A 17724-nucleotide genomic window follows, 5' to 3' on the forward strand; every position below is an offset into this window, starting at 1 on the left:
CACGGATGACTGTGCCGTATTGACGTACGTGAGAGACATCGCTGTTTTATGAGGTCCCTGCCAGAGCATTCGATGAGAACAGCCGCACATCATGCGGGTAACGTCAAACAACGCCGCTTGAAACGCACCGAAAAAGCAGCTTAAATCGATACACAAACCGAGCCGGAAATCGCATTCCTCCAACGCCCCAAAGTCTCGCATTCTTCAAAGACAGACACTCGGGAAGGTTTGGCATCATCTTTCTATCATCGCCTGGAATAACCAACCTTGAGGTAAAGATGTCTTTCTTGCTTGCACTTCTGATTGGCGTGATTGCCGGACTTCGTGCCATGACGGCACCGGCTGCCATTGCATGGGCCGCATGGTTCGGCTGGCTCGATCTCTCCGGTTCCTGGCTGGCCTTTATGGGCTCCATCTGGGCCGTGGGTATTTTCACCATCCTTGCCGCCGTCGAACTGGTGACTGACCAGTTGCCTTCGACACCGAGCCGCAAGGTGCCGCAGCAGTTCGGCGCACGTATCATCATGGGCGCGTTGACGGGGGCCGCAATCGGTGTCCCATCCGGCAACTGGATCGTCGGACTGATCGCCGGTATCATCGGCGCGGTGATCGGTACCTATGGCGGCGCTGCCGCTCGCGGCAAACTGGCCGCCAGCTTCGGCAAGGATCCGCCGGCTGCCTTTACCGAGGACGCCGTCGCGATCATCGGTGCCTATCTGATCGTTTCGTCACTATGAAGGCTTTTGACGCCATCATCATCGGAGCGGGGCAGGCCGGTCCTTCCCTTGCCGGACGTTTCAACGATGCCGGCAAGACGGTTGCGATCATCGAGCGCAAACATGTGGGTGGCACCTGCGTTAATACCGGTTGCAAGCCGACCAAGACCCTGGTTGCCAGTGCCTATGCCGCTCACATTGCGCGTCGCGGCGGGGAGTATGGGGTGGTGCTGGACGGCAAGATAGGAATCGACATGCCATCGGTGATGCGCCGCTCGCATCAGGTCACGCTGGACAGCCGCCACGGCAACGAAAACTGGCTTGGCAGCATGCCGAACTGCACGCTGATCCGCGGCCATGCACGTTTCGAAAACAATAACACCGTGCGCGTGGGCGACGAGCTTCTCACCGCGCCGCAGATTTTCCTGAATGTAGGCGGTCGCGCCGCGATCCCGGATTTTCCGGGTATCGATGACGTGTCCTACATGACCAACAGCGACATCGTCATGCTGGATCGCGTGCCGGAACATCTGGTGATTATCGGCGGCAGTTATATCGGCCTGGAGTTTGCACAGATGTATCGCCGCTTCGGCGCGGAGGTTACGGTCATCGAAAAGGGGCCTCGCCTCGTTGCGCGGGAGGACGCGGAAATTTCCGAGGCCATCCGGGATATTCTCGAGGCGGAAGGCATTACCATCCATACGAATGCGGAGGGCATTCGTTTCCGTAGGCATCGAGACGGCGTTGCCGTCCATGTCCGTGCCGATGCGGAGGAGATCATCGGTTCCGATGTTCTGATCGCCGTTGGCCGTCGTCCGAACACGGACGACCTCGGTCTCGACAAGACGGGTATCGAGCTGGACACCCGTGGTTACATCAAGGTGGACGATCATCTCGCCACCAATGTCGCAGGCGTGTGGGCGCTGGGCGATTGCAACGGCCGCGGCGCCTTCACGCACACGGCTTACAATGATTTCGAGATTGTCGCGGCCAACCTCTTTGATGGCGAAAATCGGAAGGTGTCCGACCGTCGGGTCGGATATGCCCTTTACATCGACCCGCCACTCGGTCGTATCGGCATGAGCGAGACGGAAGCCAAGAAGACCGGCAGGAAAATCCTCGTCGGCCGGCAATCGATGTCGCGCGTCGGGCGCGCCGTCGAAAAGGGTGAAACCCGAGGTCTGATGAAATTCATCGCCGATGCGGAAACCAAGGAAATCCTTGGTGCTGCCATTCTCGGTACCGGTGGAGATGAATCGATCCACGGCATTCTCGACATGATGAACGCCGGTGCCACCTACGAACAGTTGCGTTGGGCGGTGCCGATCCACCCGACTGTCTCGGAATTCTGGCCGACAGTCGTGCTCAGCATGAAAGAATAGGCTTCAGACTGGTACCAAACGCCCCTCGATACCGTGGCTTTTTCCAAAAAAGAGCTGTGTTTGCAGCAGGCTAACGCACAACATCGAGTGAGTGGCGATCGATACGCTCTTGAAGCGCGGCTACCAAGGCTTGCAGAAACTCCCGACTCCGCGGATCGACTGTGGCTGCGAGCGTCGTTGTCAGGCGCCCGTGAATCTTGTTCATGAAGCCTACGTGATCGAACCTGTCGGCAGCGATGTTCACCTCGACCTCATCCATGTAGTGCGAAAGGTGGGGTTTAAGTTCGAGGTTTGCGTCTTTCTGGTACCGACTGGCCATCTGCTCCGCGAGCATGCCCATCTGCACATGCGGACCATATTCGTCGATCATTTAATCTCCTTCCCCTTGTCTCGATACTTTAGATAGGCACCCAATCCTGCAGGCACGAGATGTATTTGACGTTAATCGCGACATCGTGAGCCGATTTTAATGCTATGATGCAACCTAGGCTATATGCATCATGCCTGCAATCGATGGTGCCAAAGGTGGAGAAAGCCGCGCGTATCCACGCCGAAATTTTGTTTTGAATTATGTTGTCAGGAAAATGGTGTCCACGAGAGGATTCGAACCTCCGACCCCAGGATTCGTACCACTTCGGCTTTCGCCGCCGTCCCGTCTTCATCAGGCGGGCTCGTTCGTGGTCTGGACTGTCCCTTCACCTTGGGCTTGAAGCCGTTAGGTGCTGCCCATCCAGTCTCTACACCTTCAACGGATTTCTCCGAAGCTTGGCTCGGGATTGGCATGTTGCGAGTGCAACGAAGCGTTCCCCGACTTTGAGCAGATCGATTGCGCCGTTTCCAAACGCAACCCCCAATTATCATAGGAATCCTGTGCTCTATCCTGCTGAGCTACGTGGACACTTGAGATGCTCTTTAACCCGGCTACCCCCGCGGATCAACCGCGTTCTTCACCGCGGTTGATCTTGTCCTCGCGTTTCTTTCCCCGGTTCAGTCGTTGAGGCGCTGCTCAGCCAGTTTCACCCAGTAGGAAACGCCGTAAGCGATGGCTTCGTCATTGAAATCATAGCTCGGGTTGTGCAGTCCGGCCGAATCGCCGTTGCCGATGAAGATGAATGCGCCGGGCCGCTCTTTCAGCATGAAGGAAAAGTCTTCGCCCGCCATCGATGGATCGACATCGGGGTCGACATTCTGCTCGCCCGCCACATCGCGGGCAACGCGGATCGCGTGCTCGGTTTCGGCAGCGTGATTGAACGTCACCGGGCAATAACGCTCGTAAACGACTTCGGCTTCCGCACCGTTGGCGAGTGCAATGCCCTCCGCCATCTGCTTGATACGGTCCTGCGCAAGATCGCGCACGGTTTCGTCCAGACTGCGCACCGTGCCGGCAATCAGTGCTTCGTTCGGGATGATGTTGTGGCTGGAACCGGCGTGAAAGCGGGTGACGGATACGACGAGCGAGCGGATGGGGTCGGCGTTGCGCGAGGCGATCATCTGCAAATTGCCGACGATCTGCGCGCCGATGGTGATCGGGTCGATGGTGCGGTGCGGTTGGGCGGCGTGACCGCCTCTGCCCTTGACGGTAATCTGGAATTTGTCGGGTGCGGCCATGATGCCGCCTTTACGGATCGCGAAGGCACCGAGCGGAATTCCCGGCATGTTGTGCATGCCATAGACCTCATCGATTCCGAAGCGCTCCATCATCCCGTCTTCGACCATGGCCAGAGCGCCCGCGCCGCCTTCTTCGGCGGGCTGGAAGATAACAGCCACCGACCCTGCGAAATTCCTTGTTTCGGCCAGATATTTTGCAGCACCAAGCAGCATGGCGGTGTGCCCGTCATGGCCACAGGCATGCATTGCGCCTTCGGTTTTTGATGCCCAGGACCTGCCGGTTTCCTCGATGATTGGAAGCGCGTCCATGTCTGCACGGAAGCCGATGGTGCGCTGGCCCGGTGCCTTTCCGCGAATGATGCCGACGACGCCAGTGCGGCCAAGGCCGGTCACGATTTCGTCAACGCCGAAGGACTCCAGCTTTTCGGCAACGAAAGCTGCGGTGTTGTGGACGTCATAGAGGATTTCGGGATTTTCATGCAGATAGTGCCGCCATTCGCTGACTTCCGGTTGAAGTTCGGCGGCTCTGTTCAAAATCGGCATTCGCTCATTCCTGGTTTATCGGTACGGCTGGTCGCAAAACGTGTTCCTCCACGGTGGATAGTGCGCCGCATAATTGACGTAATCAATGTACTTTGCCATTGCTAGGACATATATGGTGAATATTGCCAGTCCCCGACCGAACACGGGAATTCGAGGATACGCCTTGCCACAGACTATAAGAATGCCAAACGCCGTCCGACGGCTTTCAAAAATCGTTGCCATCATGACGGCGGGCCTCATTGCCGCGGTACCCGTGGCGAACGCCAATCCCAAGATGGTGATCGACGTCAAGACAGGCAAGGTGATTTCCCATCAGGAAGCGTTCCGCAAGTGGTATCCGGCCTCGCTGACCAAGCTGATGACCGCTTATATCGCTTTTTCAGCGATGAAGGCTGGCAAGCTCAGCCCCCAGACGGAGGTTGTTTTCAGCAAGAGAGCTGCCGACCAGCCCGCTTCGAAGATGTACTTCAAACCCGGCCAGAAGCTGACGCTGGATAGCGCGCTGAAGCTGCTGCTCATCAAGTCGGCCAATGACGTCGCGGTGGCGATTGCCGAAACGATCGGCGGCACGAACGAGAATTTCGTGGCGCAGATGAACGCACAGGCGCAGCGGCTCGGCATGAGTTCCACGCACTACATCAATCCCAACGGTCTGCCCGGTAAGGGGCAATACACCACGGCGCGCGACCTGGCGCTGCTTGCGCTCATCATCAAGCGCGAATTCCCCGAATATGCGGGTTATTTTTCGCTGGAAGGTGTCACCACCGGCAAGAAAAATTATGCCAACTTCAATATGCTGGTCGGCCGCTTCGATGGTGCTGACGGTATGAAGACCGGCTTCATCTGCGCCTCCGGCTTCAACCAGGTCTCGTCCGCCACCCGTAACGGCCGTTCGGTCATCACCGTCGTTCTCGGTTCGGACAGCCTTGCAGGCCGTACGGACGAATCCGCCGATCTCTTGCAGATGGGACTGACATCGCCGTCCGGTCAGGGCGTTTCTCTGGCGTCTCTGGCGCCTTATGGCGACACCGACACGGTAAACGACATCAGCGCCGATATCTGCAATCCCAAGGCAGCCAAGGTGCGAAGCGAAAGCCGTGACGAAGCAGGCCGCATGGTCATCCGTTCGCCCTATGTGAAGGAAATGACGCGTCCGCCGGAATATTCCTTTGCGGGTCTTATTCCCGGCAGCGAAACGGTTGCGGTCAATACCGCAAAGGGTGAGCTGGCCAACGTTCCGATCCCGATCCCGCGCCCGACTTTCTGATTGCGCGATGTGAAGCCGCCATCGGATTTCCCGGTTCGCAACGGCAATATGTTATGATATTACGATGTCGCTTGTGGCGTACCGCTTCGGGCGACATTCTTTTTCCCGCGCGGTTCCGGTTTGAATATTTTGCTCACTCTGGAACGGCCTCAGATATACAGGCACGACATGTCTCGCGATCGTATCCCGGTTTCCATCATCACCGGATTTCTCGGCGCTGGAAAATCGACGCTGCTCAACCGGCTGCTAAAAGACCCGGCCATGAGCGATGCGGCGATCATCATCAACGAATTCGGCGACGTCAGTATCGATCACATGCTGGTGGAAAGCTCCGGTGACGGCATCATAGAGCTTGCCGAAGGCTGCCTGTGCTGCACCGTGCGCGGCGAGTTGGTGGATACGCTGGCGGAATTGATGGATGGCATGCAGACCGGCAGGCTGAAGCGGGTGAACCGCGTTGTCATCGAAACGACGGGCCTTGCAGATCCGGCGCCCGTCATGCAATCGGTCATGGGCAACCCGGTCATCGCGCATGGCTTTGCGCTGAACGGCGTTGTCACTGTCGTGGATGCCGTAAATGGTCTCTCGACGCTCGACAATCATGTGGAAGCGGTCAAGCAGGTGGCCGTCGCCGACCGGCTGGTCGTGACGAAACGGGCGTTGGCGGAGGAGACTGCCCTTTCCGAACTGATGGCGTGTCTTCGGTCACTCAATCCCCGTGCCGTTATCGAAGATGGTGACCGGAAGGACTGGAGTGCTGCGGGACTGCTGGACAACGGCCTTTACAACCTTGAAGGCAAGAGCGCGGATGTCGGCCGGTGGTTGGGCGAGGAAGATGCGCACACGCATGGCCACGACCACCACGGCCATGGGCATCACCATGACCACCACCACGACCACGGGCATCATCATGACGTTAATCGCCACGATGACTCGATCCGCTCCTTCTCAATCGTCCATGACGCGCCGATTGACCCGATGGCAATCGACATGTTTGTCGATCTCTTGCGTTCGGCACACGGTGAAAAGCTGTTGCGCATGAAGGCCATCGTGAAGGTTTCGGACAACCCCGAGCGGCCGTTGGTGTTGCATGGTGTGCAGAACATCTTCCACGCCCCGGAACGCCTTGCTGCATGGCCGGATCCTGCTGATCAGCGCACGCGCATGGTGCTGATTACCAAGGATCTGCCGGAGGCTTTTGTGCAGGATCTTTTCGCGGCTTTTACCGGCGCCCCGCGTATCGACCGTCCGGATCGTCAGGCGATGACCGATAATCCGCTGGCCGTCTCCGGGTTGAAGTTTTAGAAACGCTCTAGCCCTTCATGATCCTGAAGCGATGGCCTTTGGCCGTCGCCACTGTTTCCAGCAATGTGTGGCCGTCTTCGTTGCACATGTGTGGAATGTCGATGATCGCGAGCGGATCCGTTGTCTCGACTGTCAGCGTGTCACCGCTTTGCAGGGCGGCGAGCTTCTTGCGGCTTCTCAAAACCGGAAGGGGGCATTTAAGCCCCCTCAAGTCGAAAACGATATCGGTCGTGCCGGTCATTCCTTGGCCCAGAACTTCCAGAACGGCTTCTTTTCCGGCGCTTCTGCCGGTGGGGCTGCGGAATAGGCAAGCGGGTTTATGGTGGGAACGGGAACGCTCTGTGCGGTTGCACCGTTCTGTCCGGGCGCGGGGGCCGCGGAGGCGACCATCGTGGGTGCTGCCGGGGCAGGGTTGGACTGCGGTGCTACGGGCTGCGTGGCCGTTGCCGTTGGATGAGGCGTGCGCAGCGCTGATGCCGTTGCCGTCGTCGCTGGTGATGTGGTGGTCACCTGCTGCGCCTTCTTTTCCATCAGCGCGGCGTATTCGGTTTCCTTCATCAGCTTGCCGGCCTTCAGCGCCGATCCGGTTGGGGCATAAGCAGGTTCGCGGCCCTTGCGTTTCTCGGCAACGAGCGCCTTGCGCTCGGCTTCGCTCGGATCGTACCAGGCCATGCCGTCGAACTTTTTCATCGCCTTGTCGTAGGCGAGATCATAGGTTTTGTCATAGCTCAACAGTGCGCTCGCAAGCGCCGGTGGGGTGCTCATCGCCGGGCACTGGCCGGAGGCGTTGAATGCGCCACCTTCGACCTGCTGGTTGAAGACGTATTTCTTCTCGCAGACATTCACTTCCGGCGGGCGCTTGGTAACTTCGAAATTGTCGTAGCCCACCTTCAGCATTTTCCAGAATTCGAGATGCTCGCTCTTGCGGTGACGGGCCATGTTCTCAGCCGTCATGCGGAAGGGGAAGGCCTGCAACTGTACGGTTTTTTGGCCGCCCTTGAAGGCGTCGCGCGCAAAACCGTAGATTTCAAGAATCTGCGCGTCCGTCATCGAATAGCAGCCGGAAGACGAGCAGGCGCCGTGGATCATCAGGTTCGTACCGTTGCGGCCATTGGCGGCATCGTAGCGGTTCGGAAATCCGGTGTTGATGGCGAGGTAATATTTTGAGTTCGGATTGAGGTGCGCGGGCGTCAGGTTGTAGAAACCTTCCGGCGCCTGCCGGTCGCCTTCCTTGATCTTGGGACCGAGTTTGCCTGACCATGCGCAGATCTGGTATTCGGCGATCTTGTCGAAACGGTTGTCGCGCTTGGCCTTCCAGATTTCCAGAACGCCTTCTTCCTTGAAGATGCGGATCGCGATCGGCGAAGTCCGCTCCATGTTCTTCTTGTCCATCTCGGCCAGAATTGCGGGCGCAAGTGGATAGTCAACCTTGTTCTTGACGTGGGATACGTCCCGCTCGACGGTTTCCAGCGTGTCGTTGCAGCCGGTAAGAACGAGCGCCGTACAGGCAAGAAGTGCAAATTGTGTCAAACGCATGAGTCGATCCGAAAGACGATGTCGCGGCGCAGTTCTACACTGCCGCGTCTGCATTTTAAATACGGTATTAACCGTTTACATCTTCTTAACTGAATCGGGATCCGCCCCCGCAGCTACCGATACATCACTTTGATGTGACGTGACTGTGGCCGAGTTGGGGCGGATTGTCTTTAAAATATGGCGCGACGACCGTTGCCGCGGCTTAGAGGCTTCTGCCGATATCCAGGAATTTCTGACGGCGCTCGGCGCGCAGCTGCGTGCCGGACTGCTGGGACAGGTCTTTCAGCGCCTTGCCGATGACGTCTCCGGTCGCCTTGATGACCTTTGCCGGGTCGCGGTGCGCGCCGCCCATCGGTTCCGGAATGATGCCGTCGATGACGCCGAGAGCCTTGAGGTCGTCGGACGTGATCTTCATGTTCGTCGCAGCTTCCTTGGCACGGGTCGAATCGCGCCACAGGATGGATGCCGCGCCTTCCGGCGAGATCACCGAATAGATGGCATGCTCAAGCATGTAGACCCGGTTGCCCGTGGCGATGGCGATAGCGCCGCCGGAGCCGCCTTCACCGATGACGACGGAAACGATCGGCACTTTCACGTTCAGGCACATTTCGGTCGAGCGGGCGATGGCTTCGGCCTGGCCACGCTCTTCAGCACCAACGCCTGGGTATGCGCCTGCGGTGTCGATCAGCGTGACGACCGGCAGCGAGAATCGGTCGGCCAGTTCGAGCACGCGGATCGCCTTACGGTATCCTTCCGGGCGCGGGCTGCCGAAATTGTGCTTGAGGCGCGACTTGGTGTCGTTGCCCTTTTCCTGGCCGATGATGGCGACGGGCTGGCCATTGAAGCGGGCAAGGCCGGCCTGAATGGCAGCGTCTTCGGAGAATTTGCGGTCGCCGGCGAGCGGCGTGAAATCGGTGAACAGCGCATTGGCGTAGTCGATGAAATGCGGACGCTGCGGATGTCGCGCGACCTGCGTTTTCTGCCAGGCGTTCAGTTTCGAATAGATGTCCTGCATCGCGTCGTTGACGCGGGATTCAAGACGGCCGATCTCCTCCGAGGTGTCTATGCTCTCGTCTTCGGTGGCAAGCTTCTTCAGCTCGATGATCTTGCCCTCAAGGTCGGAGATAGGTTTTTCGAAGTCGAGGTAGTTGTGCATGAGATCCGTTTCCGATCGTTTTGCGCAAGGTTTGACCGGGTTATCCGGCGGTTCCGGTCGCTCTAATCAAGGTTTTTGGCCTGTTTGGCAAGAGGGTGATGCGTTTGTACCAGCTCTTGCAGCCGTTCTTCCAGAACATGTGTATAGATTTGTGTCGTGGAAATGTCCGAATGGCCAAGCAGTTCCTGCACGGCGCGAAGGTCTGCACCGTTTTGCAGCAGGTGGCTTGCAAAGGCATGACGCATGACATGCGGCGAGATTGCGGACGGGCTCAGACCGGCGCGGATGGCAATGTCTTTAAGGTCGCGTGCAAAGACCTGCCGCGTCAGATGCCCTTCCTTTCCGTTTGATGGAAAAAGCCATGCGCTTTCTTCCGTCGTCTTTGCTTTTGCCTTTTCCGGAGAAAGCGTCTTGCGGGCGTCCTCGTATTTCGCCATCGCCTCGATGGCCGCACGGGACAGAAGCACCATGCGGTCCTTGTTGCCCTTGCCGCGGATCATCAGGAAACGGCCTTCGTGTCTCAGCACCTTGGCAGGTAGGGAAACAAGCTCACTGACACGCATGCCGGTAGCGTAGAGAAGTTCCAGCAGCAAGTGCATGCGGATGCGGCCGAGTTGACCGGGGCCGGTTCTATTCGCCTCCTCGGTTGCCAGCGCCAGAAGCCGCGTCACGTCGCCGATGCTCATGGTTTTTGGCAAGGCGCGACCCTTTTTCGGGGCGTCGAGAATGCCGGTCGGATCATCGCTCCGCAACCCTTCGGCATAGAGGAAGCGGTAGAATTGCCGCATTGAAGACAGGCGGCGCGCCTGCGACGTGGAGGCGAAGCCCTGTGTGGCGAGATGCGCAAGGTAGGCCGAAAGATCAGCCGTATCCGCTGCCGCGAGAGACTGACCGCGCCCGGCCAGGAATTCGCGCAGATCGGAGAGGTCGTGTTCATAGGAAGTAAGCGTGTTGGTGGCTGCGCCGCGCTCGGCGCTCATCATTTCCAGAAAGCCTTCCAGCCGGGCGCCGTCACGTCCATTCATGCCCTGGCTATCGTTCATGGTGTGCGCCTTGCCGGTTCTGCCGCAGGCGGGTTCAACCTTTCCGAAGGGATGCGCACGGTCACTTCCCGTTCGCGCGGTTGCACGAACATGACGAGAAGAACCATGCTGCCGTAGATCAGCCCTGCGATGGTCGCCAGTATCATCGTGAAGCGCAAGAGAGTGGGCATGGTGGCTCCATTAAGGCGGTATTCAGAGTTCACGCAGGGTGCGGCACCCTGCATCCAAGTGATTCACCGCAATTCAGTCAGCAATTTGGCTTGACGCTTCGTAAACATTTGCAGATATCCATGCCAAACGGGCTTCAAATTTATGAACGAAACGAATTTAACGGTCCCATCAACACTTGGGGAACAGGCGCGGGCGAAGCTCGGACGGCGCAACGTTGTTTTCATCGGACTGATGGGAGCGGGAAAATCCGCCATCGGACGGCTTGTCGCGCAACAGCTCAGGGTTTCCTTCATCGACACCGATGCCGAGATCGAGCGCGTATCGCGCATGACCATTTCCGAGCTTTTCGCAAATTACGGCGAAGATGAATTCCGGGCGCTGGAGACGCGTGTCATCAAAAGGCTGATGCGCGGCGGTCCGAAGGTCATATCCACGGGTGGCGGTGCCTTCATCAACGACAATACCCGACGCCACATCAAGCGTGGCGGAATTTCACTGTGGCTGAGGGCGGATCTCGAAGTTTTGTGGGAGCGCGTGAACAAGCGTGACCATCGTCCGCTTCTGAAGACGGAGAACCCGAAAGCGACGCTCGCCGCATTGATGGAAAAGCGCTACCCGATCTATGCGGAAGCAGACATGACCATCGAATCGCGGGATGTGCGCAAGGAAATCATTGTGAATGAAGTGCTGGCCGCCATCGCCGGTATCGAAAAGAAAGATAGCAAGCCATGACGCCATCCCAGAACCAGAACGAAGAACGTCTCGTCCATGTACCGCTTGGCGAGCGTGCCTACGACATTCTGATCGGGCCGGGGCTGATCGGCAGGGCAGGGGGCGAGATTTCCTCTCGCCTCAAGGGCAGGCGTGTGGCTATCATCACCGATGAGCATGTCGCGCCGCTCTATCTTGAAAACCTCATGGACGGTCTTCAGACGGATGGCATCGAGGCGGTTTCGTTGACGCTGCCCGCCGGTGAAAAAACGAAGAGCTTCGAACACCTGATGACGGTCTGCGATGCGGTTCTGGCCGCGCGCGTGGAGCGCAACGATGCGGTGATTGCGCTGGGTGGCGGCGTGATCGGCGATCTTGCCGGTTTTGCGGCGGGTATCGTGCGTCGTGGTGTGCGGTTCGTACAGATCCCGACCTCGCTGCTGGCGCAGGTCGATTCCTCCGTCGGCGGCAAGACGGGCATCAATACGCGCCACGGTAAGAACCTCGTCGGCGTCTTCCATCAGCCCGATCTGGTTCTGGCGGATACGGCCGTTCTCGATACGCTCAGCCCGCGTGAATTCCGCGCCGGTTATGCGGAGGTCGTGAAATACGGCCTGATCGACAAGCCGGATTTCTTCTTCTGGCTGGAAAAGAACTGGGGCGAAATCAAAAAGGGCGGTCAGGCCCGTATCCAGGCGATTGCGACCAGTTGTCAGGCAAAGGCCGATGTGGTCGTGGCCGACGAGAAGGAAAACGGCGTTCGCGCCCTTCTGAATCTCGGGCACACCTTCGGTCACGCGCTGGAAGCGGCGACGAACTATGACAGCAAGCGGCTGGTGCACGGTGAAGGCGTCGCCATCGGCATGGTGCTGGCGCATCAGTTCTCGGCTCGCCTCAACCTTGCAAGCCCGGATGACGCCGCGCGCGTCGAGGCGCATCTGAAGGTCGTCGGCCTGCCGACGACAATGAAGGATATTCCCGGCGAGTTGCCACCGGTCGAAACGCTGATGGCGGCGATTGCGCAGGACAAGAAGGTCAAGGGCGGAAAGCTGACCTTCATCCTGACCCACGGCATCGGCCAGTCTTTCGTGGCCGATGATGTCGCTGCGTCCGAGGTGCAGTCGTTCCTGTCAGAAAAGCACCCTGGCTGAGCTTAGAAACGCGTCGGTTCGCCCGGTGCCGCTGCCTCAATGGCGAGCGCATGCAGACCGGCATCCAGTTCCGGCTTCAAAACTGCGTTGATCGCCCTGTGGCGGTCGACGCGTGACTTGCCGGTAAAGCTTTCCGCCATTATCTGTACACGCATGTGCGTCTCGCCCGTGCCGGTGATATCCGGCTGGTGGCCCGCATGCATATGGCTTTCATCGATCACGCGCAGCCGCTCCGGGGAAAAGCTTTCTTTGAGCTTGGTTTCGATGCGTTCGCGCAGGGACATGTCGGCTGTTCCGATCCTGTTGTGTTGTAAAAAGGGCTACCTAGAAGCCAGCAACATTCCGCTTTGTCAATTCTTGTTGTGCGTGCTTTCGCGCACCATAATCAGGACATCATGAAACTGGATTCGAAATATTTTGACCGCATCCGCACCCGCCGGAAAAGGGAGAAGGAGCCTGAGGTTCAGGCGCCGACCTGCCAGTGGGATGGATGTGAAAACCCGGGCGTTCACCGCGCACCCGTCGGCCGCAACGCCGAGGGGCAGTTCTTCCTGTTCTGTTTCGAGCATGTGAAGGAATACAACAAGGGCTACAACTATTTCTCCGGCCTGTCCGACAGCGAGATTGCTCGCTATCAGAAGGAAGCCGTGACGGGCCACCGTCCGACATGGACGGTTGGCGTGAACAAGACTGCGCGTGACGCTCCGTTGCATTCCACGCTGCGCTCCGGCACTGCCAGCGGCAATGCCCGAATCCGCGATCCCTTCGGTTTCGCCAATGGTTTTGCGCAGGGGGCGAGAGCAGGCGGCCAGCGCATGCAGCAGGCCCGCAAGCTCAAGACGCTGGAGGCGAAAGCCTTCGATACGCTCGAACTTTCCGCCGGTGCGACGCAGGATGAGATAAAAAGGCGCTACAAGGAGCTTGTCAAAAAGCACCATCCGGATGCTAATGGTGGCGATCGTGGTTCGGAAGAACGTTTTCGGGCTGTTGTTCAAGCATATCAATTGTTAAAGCAGTCAGGTTTCTGCTAAGCCATTTTCGTGTTTACCGCCTGATGATGATGTGGCCGGGTGGCTGCCGCCCGCCTTGGAGACGTGATGAGCAAAATCGACCTTGATATTTCCAACCTGCCCGACACAACCGTGTCCGTGCGGGAGGTTTTCGGCATTGATACGGATCTGCGGGTTCCTGCCTATTCGCAGGGCGACGCCTATGTTCCGGACCTCGATCCAGACTATCTTTTCGACCGCGATACGACGCTTGCCATTCTTGCCGGTTTTGCTCACAACCGACGTGTCATGGTGTCCGGATTCCATGGCACGGGTAAATCCACGCATATCGAACAGGTCGCTGCGCGACTCAACTGGCCTTGCGTTCGCGTCAACCTCGACAGCCATGTCAGCCGTATCGATCTCGTCGGCAAGGACGCCATCGTCCTGAAGGACGGCAAGCAGGTCACCGAATTCAAGGACGGCATTCTGCCCTGGGCCTATCAACACAATGTTGCTCTGGTCTTCGACGAATACGATGCCGGTCGTCCGGATGTCATGTTCGTGATCCAGCGCGTGCTGGAATCCTCCGGCCGCCTGACCCTGCTCGACCAGAGCCGCGTTATCCGTCCGCACCCGGCTTTCCGCATCTTCGCAACGGCCAACACGATCGGCCTTGGCGATACCACCGGCCTCTACCACGGCACCCAACAGATCAACCAGGCGCAGATGGACCGCTGGTCTATCGTCACGACGCTCAACTATCTGCCGCATGAGCAGGAAGTGAACATCATCGCCGCCAAGGTAAAGAGCTTCGATAACCCGAAGGGCCGTGAAACCGTATCGAAGATGGTGCGCGTGGCCGATCTTACCCGCTCGGCCTTCATCAACGGCGATCTTTCGACCGTCATGAGCCCGCGTACTGTCATCACCTGGGCGGAAAACGCGGAAATCTTCGGCGATCTCGCTTTCGCGTTCCGTGTGACCTTCCTCAACAAGTGCGACGAACTGGAGCGCACGCTGGTAGCAGAACAGTATCAGCGCGCTTTCGGCGTCGAGCTGAAGGAAAGCGCTGCGAACATCGTTCTGGGCGCCTGATTTTTCCGGTTTTCCGGGAAACATCACCGATGACGTGAAGGCGCTTGCGAACCGCACATTTTGCGATGGGCGGTTCAAAAGTGTTTAGAATCGACAGGAAAGACAATGGCAGGGCGCGGCGACAATTCCAGAGCGAAACCGGGTACGGCGATCGATACGGAGCCGTTGCGTCAGGCGATTACCGGCTGCGTGCGATCCGTCGCAGGCGATTCCGAGGTTGAAGTCGTTTTCGCCAACGAACGGCCGGGTCTTGCCGGTGAGCGCATGCGCTTGCCGGAAATTTCCAAGAAGCCGACAGCGCAGGAAATCGCCATCACCCGCGGTCTTGGCGATTCCATGGCGCTTCGGCTTGCCTGCCACGACAGCGACGTGCATGCCATCATGTCGCCGCAGGGAACGGATGCACGGCTGATCTTCGATGCCGTCGAGCAGGCGCGTGTCGAATCGATTGGCGCTTTGCGCATGCCCGGCATGGCGTCCAACATCCGCGCCATGAATACGGAAAAATATGCCAAGGCGAATTTTTCCGATATCAGCACGCAGAACGACGCGCCGATCGCCGAAGCGGTTGCGATGCTGGTGCGCGAGAAACTGACGGGTGAGAAGCCGCCTGCCTCTGCCGGCAAGGTGCTCGACCTGTGGCGCGGTTTCATTGAAGACAAGGCCGGTTCCGATCTTGACGATCTGTCCAAGGTCGTCACCGACCAGAAAGCGTTCTCCAGACTCGTCCGCAAGATGCTGACCTCCATGCAGATGGCGGAGGATTTCGGCGACGACGATAACGAACCGGAAAGCCAGGAGGCTGAATCCGAAGAGGATCAGCCCCGCACCAACGAGACTGACGACGAGCAGGTCGAGGAGGAGGCTGGTTCCGACGCGACACCCGCTGATGAGAGCGAGGCTTCGCAGGAGGAGATGGAAGAAGGCGAGATGGATGGCGCCGAGATGTCGGAAGAGGAGATGTCCGACGATCTCGACGAGGATTCCGAAACGCCCGGCGAAACGCGCCGCCCCAACAGCCCTTTCGACGATTTCAACGAGAAGGTTGATTACCGCATCTTCACGCAGGAGTTCGATGAAGAGGTGCATGCGGAGGAACTGTGTGACGAGGCGGAACTCGACCGTCTGCGCGCCTTCCTCGACAAGCAGCTTGCCCATCTTCAGGGTGCGGTCGGACGTCTGGCAAACCGCCTCCAGCGCCGCCTGATGGCGCAGCAGAACCGTTCGTGGGATTTCGATCTGGAAGAGGGATACCTCGACCCGGCGCGTCTGGTACGCCTCATTATCGACCCGATGCAGCCGCTGTCCTTCAAGAAGGAGCGCGACACGAAGTTCCGCGATACGGTGGTTTCTCTCGTCATTGATAATTCCGGATCGATGCGGGGACGCCCTATCACCGTTGCCGCCACCTGCGCCGATATTCTGGCGCGCACGCTGGAGCGTTCGGGCGTAAAGGTCGAGATTCTCGGTTTCACGACAAAGGCCTGGAAGGGCGGTCAGTCGCGTGAACAATGGCTGGCGAACAGCAAGCCCGCATCGCCGGGACGCCTCAACGATTTGCGTCACATCATCTACAAGTCGGCGGATGCACCGTGGCGTCGTGCTCGCCGCAATCTCGGCCTGATGATGCGCGAGGGGCTGCTGAAGGAAAATATCGACGGCGAGGCGCTGATGTGGGCGCATAACCGTCTGATCAACCGTCCCGAGCAGCGCAAGATCATGATGATGATCTCCGACGGTGCTCCGGTCGACGATTCCACGCTGTCGGTGAATCCGGGCAACTATCTTGAACGGCATCTTCGCGCCGTCATCGAACAGATCGAAACGCGTTCGCCCGTCGAGTTGTTGGCCATCGGCATCGGCCATGACGTGACGCGTTATTATCGTCGCGCCGTCACCATCGTGGATGCGGACGAACTTGCTGGTGCGATGACGGAACAGCTTGCCGCGCTCTTCGAAGATACGAATGCGTCTGCTCCGTCACGCAGGGTTCGCCGTGCGGGATAAGCAGCGCGGGCGTTTCTCTGCTCGCAATTGTTTCACGGCGGCGTTTCTTTTCGCCGCCGTTTCGCTGGCGCCCATTCAGCTTGGCGCATCCACCATCGATGTGCCGGTGAGCGCACGCCTGCTTGCCAATTTCGAGGTCGGCACCAGCGCGACCCGTTTCGGCAAGCTGGAATTTGTCGGCGGTCTGGTGATGAGTTCGCCCGAAAAGCTTTTCGGTGCGATATCCAGCATTCGGTTCCGGCCTGACGGCGAGAGTTTCGTTGCCGTGCTGGATACCGGTCACTGGCTGACCGGGCGGATACAGCGCGGCGAAAAAGGTGCGCTTTCCGGTGTCGCGGATGTTCGCATCGCGCCGATGCTGGATATGAGCGGGCGTGAGCCAACGCGGAAAATGGACGTGGATGCGGAGGGGCTGGCGCTGCGCGACGGCCAGATTTTCGTCAGCTATGAGCAGCGGCACCGGATCGATGTTTTCCCCGATCCGGGTTTCGAGACATCAAAGCCCCTTGCGCGTTTGCCGCATCTGATTGCCAACAACGAACTGCGCTCCAATGGCGGCATGGAAGCCCTTGCGGTTTCTCCTGCCGGTTCACTTCTGCAGGGCGCCATGGTGGTGGTTGCGGAGAAGAGCATAGATGCGGACGGTAATCTGCTCGCAGCCGTGCTGGAAGGGCCGCTGAAGGGTGATTTCGCGGTGGTGCATCATCCTTCGTTCGATGTGACGGATGGAGCCTTCCTGCCGAATGGCGACCTTCTGCTTCTCGAGCGGCGTTTCAATTTTGCCGAAGGTGTTGGCATGCGCATACGCCGCATCAAGGGGGCTGATATAAAGCCCGGAGCAGTCGTGGATGGGGAGACTCTGCTCGAGGCAGGTATGGTCTACCAGATCGACAACATGGAAGGCATGGACGTGGTGAAGGGGCCGGATGGCTCGACGCGTCTCATCATCGTCTCCGACGACAACCATTCGTTTCTCCAGCGTAACCTGATGCTGGAGTTCAAACTGGTCGAATGAAAAAGCCCGCTTTCGCGGACTTTTTC

Annotated in this window: 18 protein-coding genes; 10 read left to right on the forward strand and 8 right to left on the reverse strand. The window is 58.6% G+C overall.

Features of this window, described 5'->3' with window-relative positions:
• The first annotated feature begins 278 nt into the window (after positions 1 to 278).
• Positions 279 to 737, forward strand: a complete 459-nt coding sequence (locus tag N7578_RS06750; RefSeq protein WP_311109510.1) for a DUF4126 family protein — start codon at positions 279 to 281, stop codon at positions 735 to 737.
• On the forward strand, positions 734 to 2098 hold the full coding sequence (locus N7578_RS06755) for an FAD-containing oxidoreductase (protein ID WP_311109511.1): 1365 nt from the start codon (positions 734 to 736) through the stop codon (positions 2096 to 2098). Before N7578_RS06750 ends, N7578_RS06755 begins: the two co-directional genes overlap by 4 nt.
• A gap of 70 nt (positions 2099 to 2168) precedes the next feature.
• Here the strand turns inward: N7578_RS06755 and N7578_RS06760 are convergent, their stop codons facing one another.
• Both N7578_RS06760 and N7578_RS06765 read right to left on the reverse strand, forming a co-directional pair.
• Positions 2169 to 2468, reverse strand: coding sequence for a hypothetical protein (locus N7578_RS06760; RefSeq protein WP_311109512.1), 300 nt, complete (start codon positions 2466 to 2468; stop codon positions 2169 to 2171).
• 617 nt (positions 2469 to 3085) lie between these two features.
• Positions 3086 to 4249: a M20 aminoacylase family protein gene (locus N7578_RS06765; RefSeq protein ID WP_311109513.1), complete on the reverse strand. Its 1164-nt coding sequence runs from the start codon at positions 4247 to 4249 to the stop codon at positions 3086 to 3088.
• Between the two features lie 223 nt (positions 4250 to 4472).
• Here N7578_RS06765 and N7578_RS06770 point away from each other — a divergent pair, with 223 nt between their 5' ends.
• Positions 4473 to 5516, forward strand: a complete 1044-nt coding sequence (locus tag N7578_RS06770) for a D-alanyl-D-alanine carboxypeptidase family protein (RefSeq protein WP_311110075.1) — start codon at positions 4473 to 4475, stop codon at positions 5514 to 5516.
• A gap of 168 nt (positions 5517 to 5684) precedes the next feature.
• Positions 5685 to 6821, forward strand: a complete 1137-nt coding sequence (locus tag N7578_RS06775; protein WP_311109514.1) for a GTP-binding protein — start codon at positions 5685 to 5687, stop codon at positions 6819 to 6821.
• A gap of 7 nt (positions 6822 to 6828) precedes the next feature.
• On the opposite strand, the gene N7578_RS06780 is transcribed toward N7578_RS06775, so the two are convergent.
• The 5 genes from N7578_RS06780 to N7578_RS06800 all read right to left on the reverse strand — a co-directional run bounded on the left by N7578_RS06780 (position 6829) and on the right by N7578_RS06800 (position 10726).
• On the reverse strand, positions 6829 to 7062 hold the full coding sequence (locus N7578_RS06780) for a sulfurtransferase TusA family protein (RefSeq protein ID WP_311109515.1): 234 nt from the start codon (positions 7060 to 7062) through the stop codon (positions 6829 to 6831).
• A complete protein-coding gene (locus N7578_RS06785) occupies positions 7059 to 8357 on the reverse strand; it encodes a L,D-transpeptidase family protein (RefSeq protein WP_311109516.1) in 1299 nt (432 codons plus the stop codon). Before N7578_RS06785 ends, N7578_RS06780 begins: the two co-directional genes overlap by 4 nt.
• A 202-nt stretch (positions 8358 to 8559) precedes the next feature.
• Entirely contained in the window at positions 8560 to 9513 is a 954-nt protein-coding gene (locus N7578_RS06790) for an acetyl-CoA carboxylase carboxyltransferase subunit alpha (RefSeq protein ID WP_311109517.1), read from the reverse strand.
• 62 nt (positions 9514 to 9575) lie between these two features.
• Complete coding sequence (gene xerD, locus N7578_RS06795; protein ID WP_311110076.1) at positions 9576 to 10538, reverse strand: site-specific tyrosine recombinase XerD; 963 nt, start codon at positions 10536 to 10538, stop codon at positions 9576 to 9578.
• Between the two features lie 14 nt (positions 10539 to 10552).
• Positions 10553 to 10726, reverse strand: a complete 174-nt coding sequence (locus N7578_RS06800; protein WP_311109518.1) for a histidine kinase — start codon at positions 10724 to 10726, stop codon at positions 10553 to 10555.
• Positions 10727 to 10868: 142 nt separating this feature from the next.
• On the opposite strand from N7578_RS06800, the gene N7578_RS06805 reads away from it, so the two are divergent.
• Together N7578_RS06805 and aroB are read left to right on the forward strand one after the other, a co-directional pair.
• A complete protein-coding gene (locus N7578_RS06805; RefSeq protein ID WP_311109519.1) occupies positions 10869 to 11459 on the forward strand; it encodes a shikimate kinase in 591 nt (196 codons plus the stop codon).
• Positions 11456 to 12589: a 3-dehydroquinate synthase gene (aroB, locus tag N7578_RS06810; RefSeq protein ID WP_311109520.1), complete on the forward strand. Its 1134-nt coding sequence runs from the start codon at positions 11456 to 11458 to the stop codon at positions 12587 to 12589. The genes N7578_RS06805 and aroB overlap by 4 nt, the downstream gene beginning before the upstream one ends.
• Positions 12590 to 12591: 2 nt before the next feature.
• Here aroB and N7578_RS06815 read toward each other — a convergent pair whose 3' ends face one another.
• On the reverse strand, positions 12592 to 12873 hold the full coding sequence (locus N7578_RS06815) for a BolA family protein (RefSeq protein WP_311109521.1): 282 nt from the start codon (positions 12871 to 12873) through the stop codon (positions 12592 to 12594).
• 111 nt (positions 12874 to 12984) lie between these two features.
• Between N7578_RS06815 and N7578_RS06820 the strand changes: the two genes are divergently transcribed.
• From N7578_RS06820 to N7578_RS06835, 4 genes are all read left to right on the forward strand, one after another.
• Positions 12985 to 13620 (forward strand): J domain-containing protein, encoded by a 636-nt coding sequence (locus N7578_RS06820; protein ID WP_311109522.1) that lies wholly within the window; start codon positions 12985 to 12987, stop codon positions 13618 to 13620.
• 66 nt (positions 13621 to 13686) lie between these two features.
• Entirely contained in the window at positions 13687 to 14676 is a 990-nt protein-coding gene (gene cobS / locus N7578_RS06825) for a cobaltochelatase subunit CobS (protein ID WP_311109523.1), read from the forward strand.
• Between the two features lie 105 nt (positions 14677 to 14781).
• Positions 14782 to 16683, forward strand: a complete 1902-nt coding sequence (gene cobT, locus N7578_RS06830; RefSeq protein ID WP_311109524.1) for a cobaltochelatase subunit CobT — start codon at positions 14782 to 14784, stop codon at positions 16681 to 16683.
• A complete protein-coding gene (locus N7578_RS06835; RefSeq protein WP_311110077.1) occupies positions 16673 to 17698 on the forward strand; it encodes an esterase-like activity of phytase family protein in 1026 nt (341 codons plus the stop codon). Before cobT ends, N7578_RS06835 begins: the two co-directional genes overlap by 11 nt.
• Positions 17699 to 17724 lie beyond the last annotated feature (26 nt).

The sequence above is a fragment of the Agrobacterium tumefaciens genome (assembly GCF_031801495.1).
Classification (GTDB): domain Bacteria; phylum Pseudomonadota; class Alphaproteobacteria; order Rhizobiales; family Rhizobiaceae; genus Agrobacterium; species Agrobacterium tumefaciens_K.

Coding starts and splice junctions, on each gene's coding strand:
- N7578_RS06815 (WP_311109521.1), bottom strand. CDS start 12,873: ATGTCCCTGCGCGAACGCATCGAAACCAAGCTCAAAGAAAGCTTTTCC.
- cobT (WP_311109524.1), top strand. CDS start 14,782: ATGGCAGGGCGCGGCGACAATTCCAGAGCGAAACCGGGTACGGCGATC.
- N7578_RS06750 (WP_311109510.1), top strand. CDS start 279: ATGTCTTTCTTGCTTGCACTTCTGATTGGCGTGATTGCCGGACTTCGT.
- N7578_RS06805 (WP_311109519.1), top strand. CDS start 10,869: ATGAACGAAACGAATTTAACGGTCCCATCAACACTTGGGGAACAGGCG.
- N7578_RS06790 (WP_311109517.1), bottom strand. CDS start 9,513: ATGCACAACTACCTCGACTTCGAAAAACCTATCTCCGACCTTGAGGGC.
- N7578_RS06800 (WP_311109518.1), bottom strand. CDS start 10,726: ATGCCCACTCTCTTGCGCTTCACGATGATACTGGCGACCATCGCAGGG.
- N7578_RS06775 (WP_311109514.1), top strand. CDS start 5,685: ATGTCTCGCGATCGTATCCCGGTTTCCATCATCACCGGATTTCTCGGC.
- N7578_RS06785 (WP_311109516.1), bottom strand. CDS start 8,357: ATGCGTTTGACACAATTTGCACTTCTTGCCTGTACGGCGCTCGTTCTT.
- xerD (WP_311110076.1), bottom strand. CDS start 10,538: ATGAATGGACGTGACGGCGCCCGGCTGGAAGGCTTTCTGGAAATGATG.
- cobS (WP_311109523.1), top strand. CDS start 13,687: ATGAGCAAAATCGACCTTGATATTTCCAACCTGCCCGACACAACCGTG.
- N7578_RS06770 (WP_311110075.1), top strand. CDS start 4,473: ATGACGGCGGGCCTCATTGCCGCGGTACCCGTGGCGAACGCCAATCCC.
- N7578_RS06760 (WP_311109512.1), bottom strand. CDS start 2,468: ATGATCGACGAATATGGTCCGCATGTGCAGATGGGCATGCTCGCGGAG.
- aroB (WP_311109520.1), top strand. CDS start 11,456: ATGACGCCATCCCAGAACCAGAACGAAGAACGTCTCGTCCATGTACCG.
- N7578_RS06780 (WP_311109515.1), bottom strand. CDS start 7,062: ATGACCGGCACGACCGATATCGTTTTCGACTTGAGGGGGCTTAAATGC.
- N7578_RS06765 (WP_311109513.1), bottom strand. CDS start 4,249: ATGCCGATTTTGAACAGAGCCGCCGAACTTCAACCGGAAGTCAGCGAA.
- N7578_RS06755 (WP_311109511.1), top strand. CDS start 734: ATGAAGGCTTTTGACGCCATCATCATCGGAGCGGGGCAGGCCGGTCCT.
- N7578_RS06820 (WP_311109522.1), top strand. CDS start 12,985: ATGAAACTGGATTCGAAATATTTTGACCGCATCCGCACCCGCCGGAAA.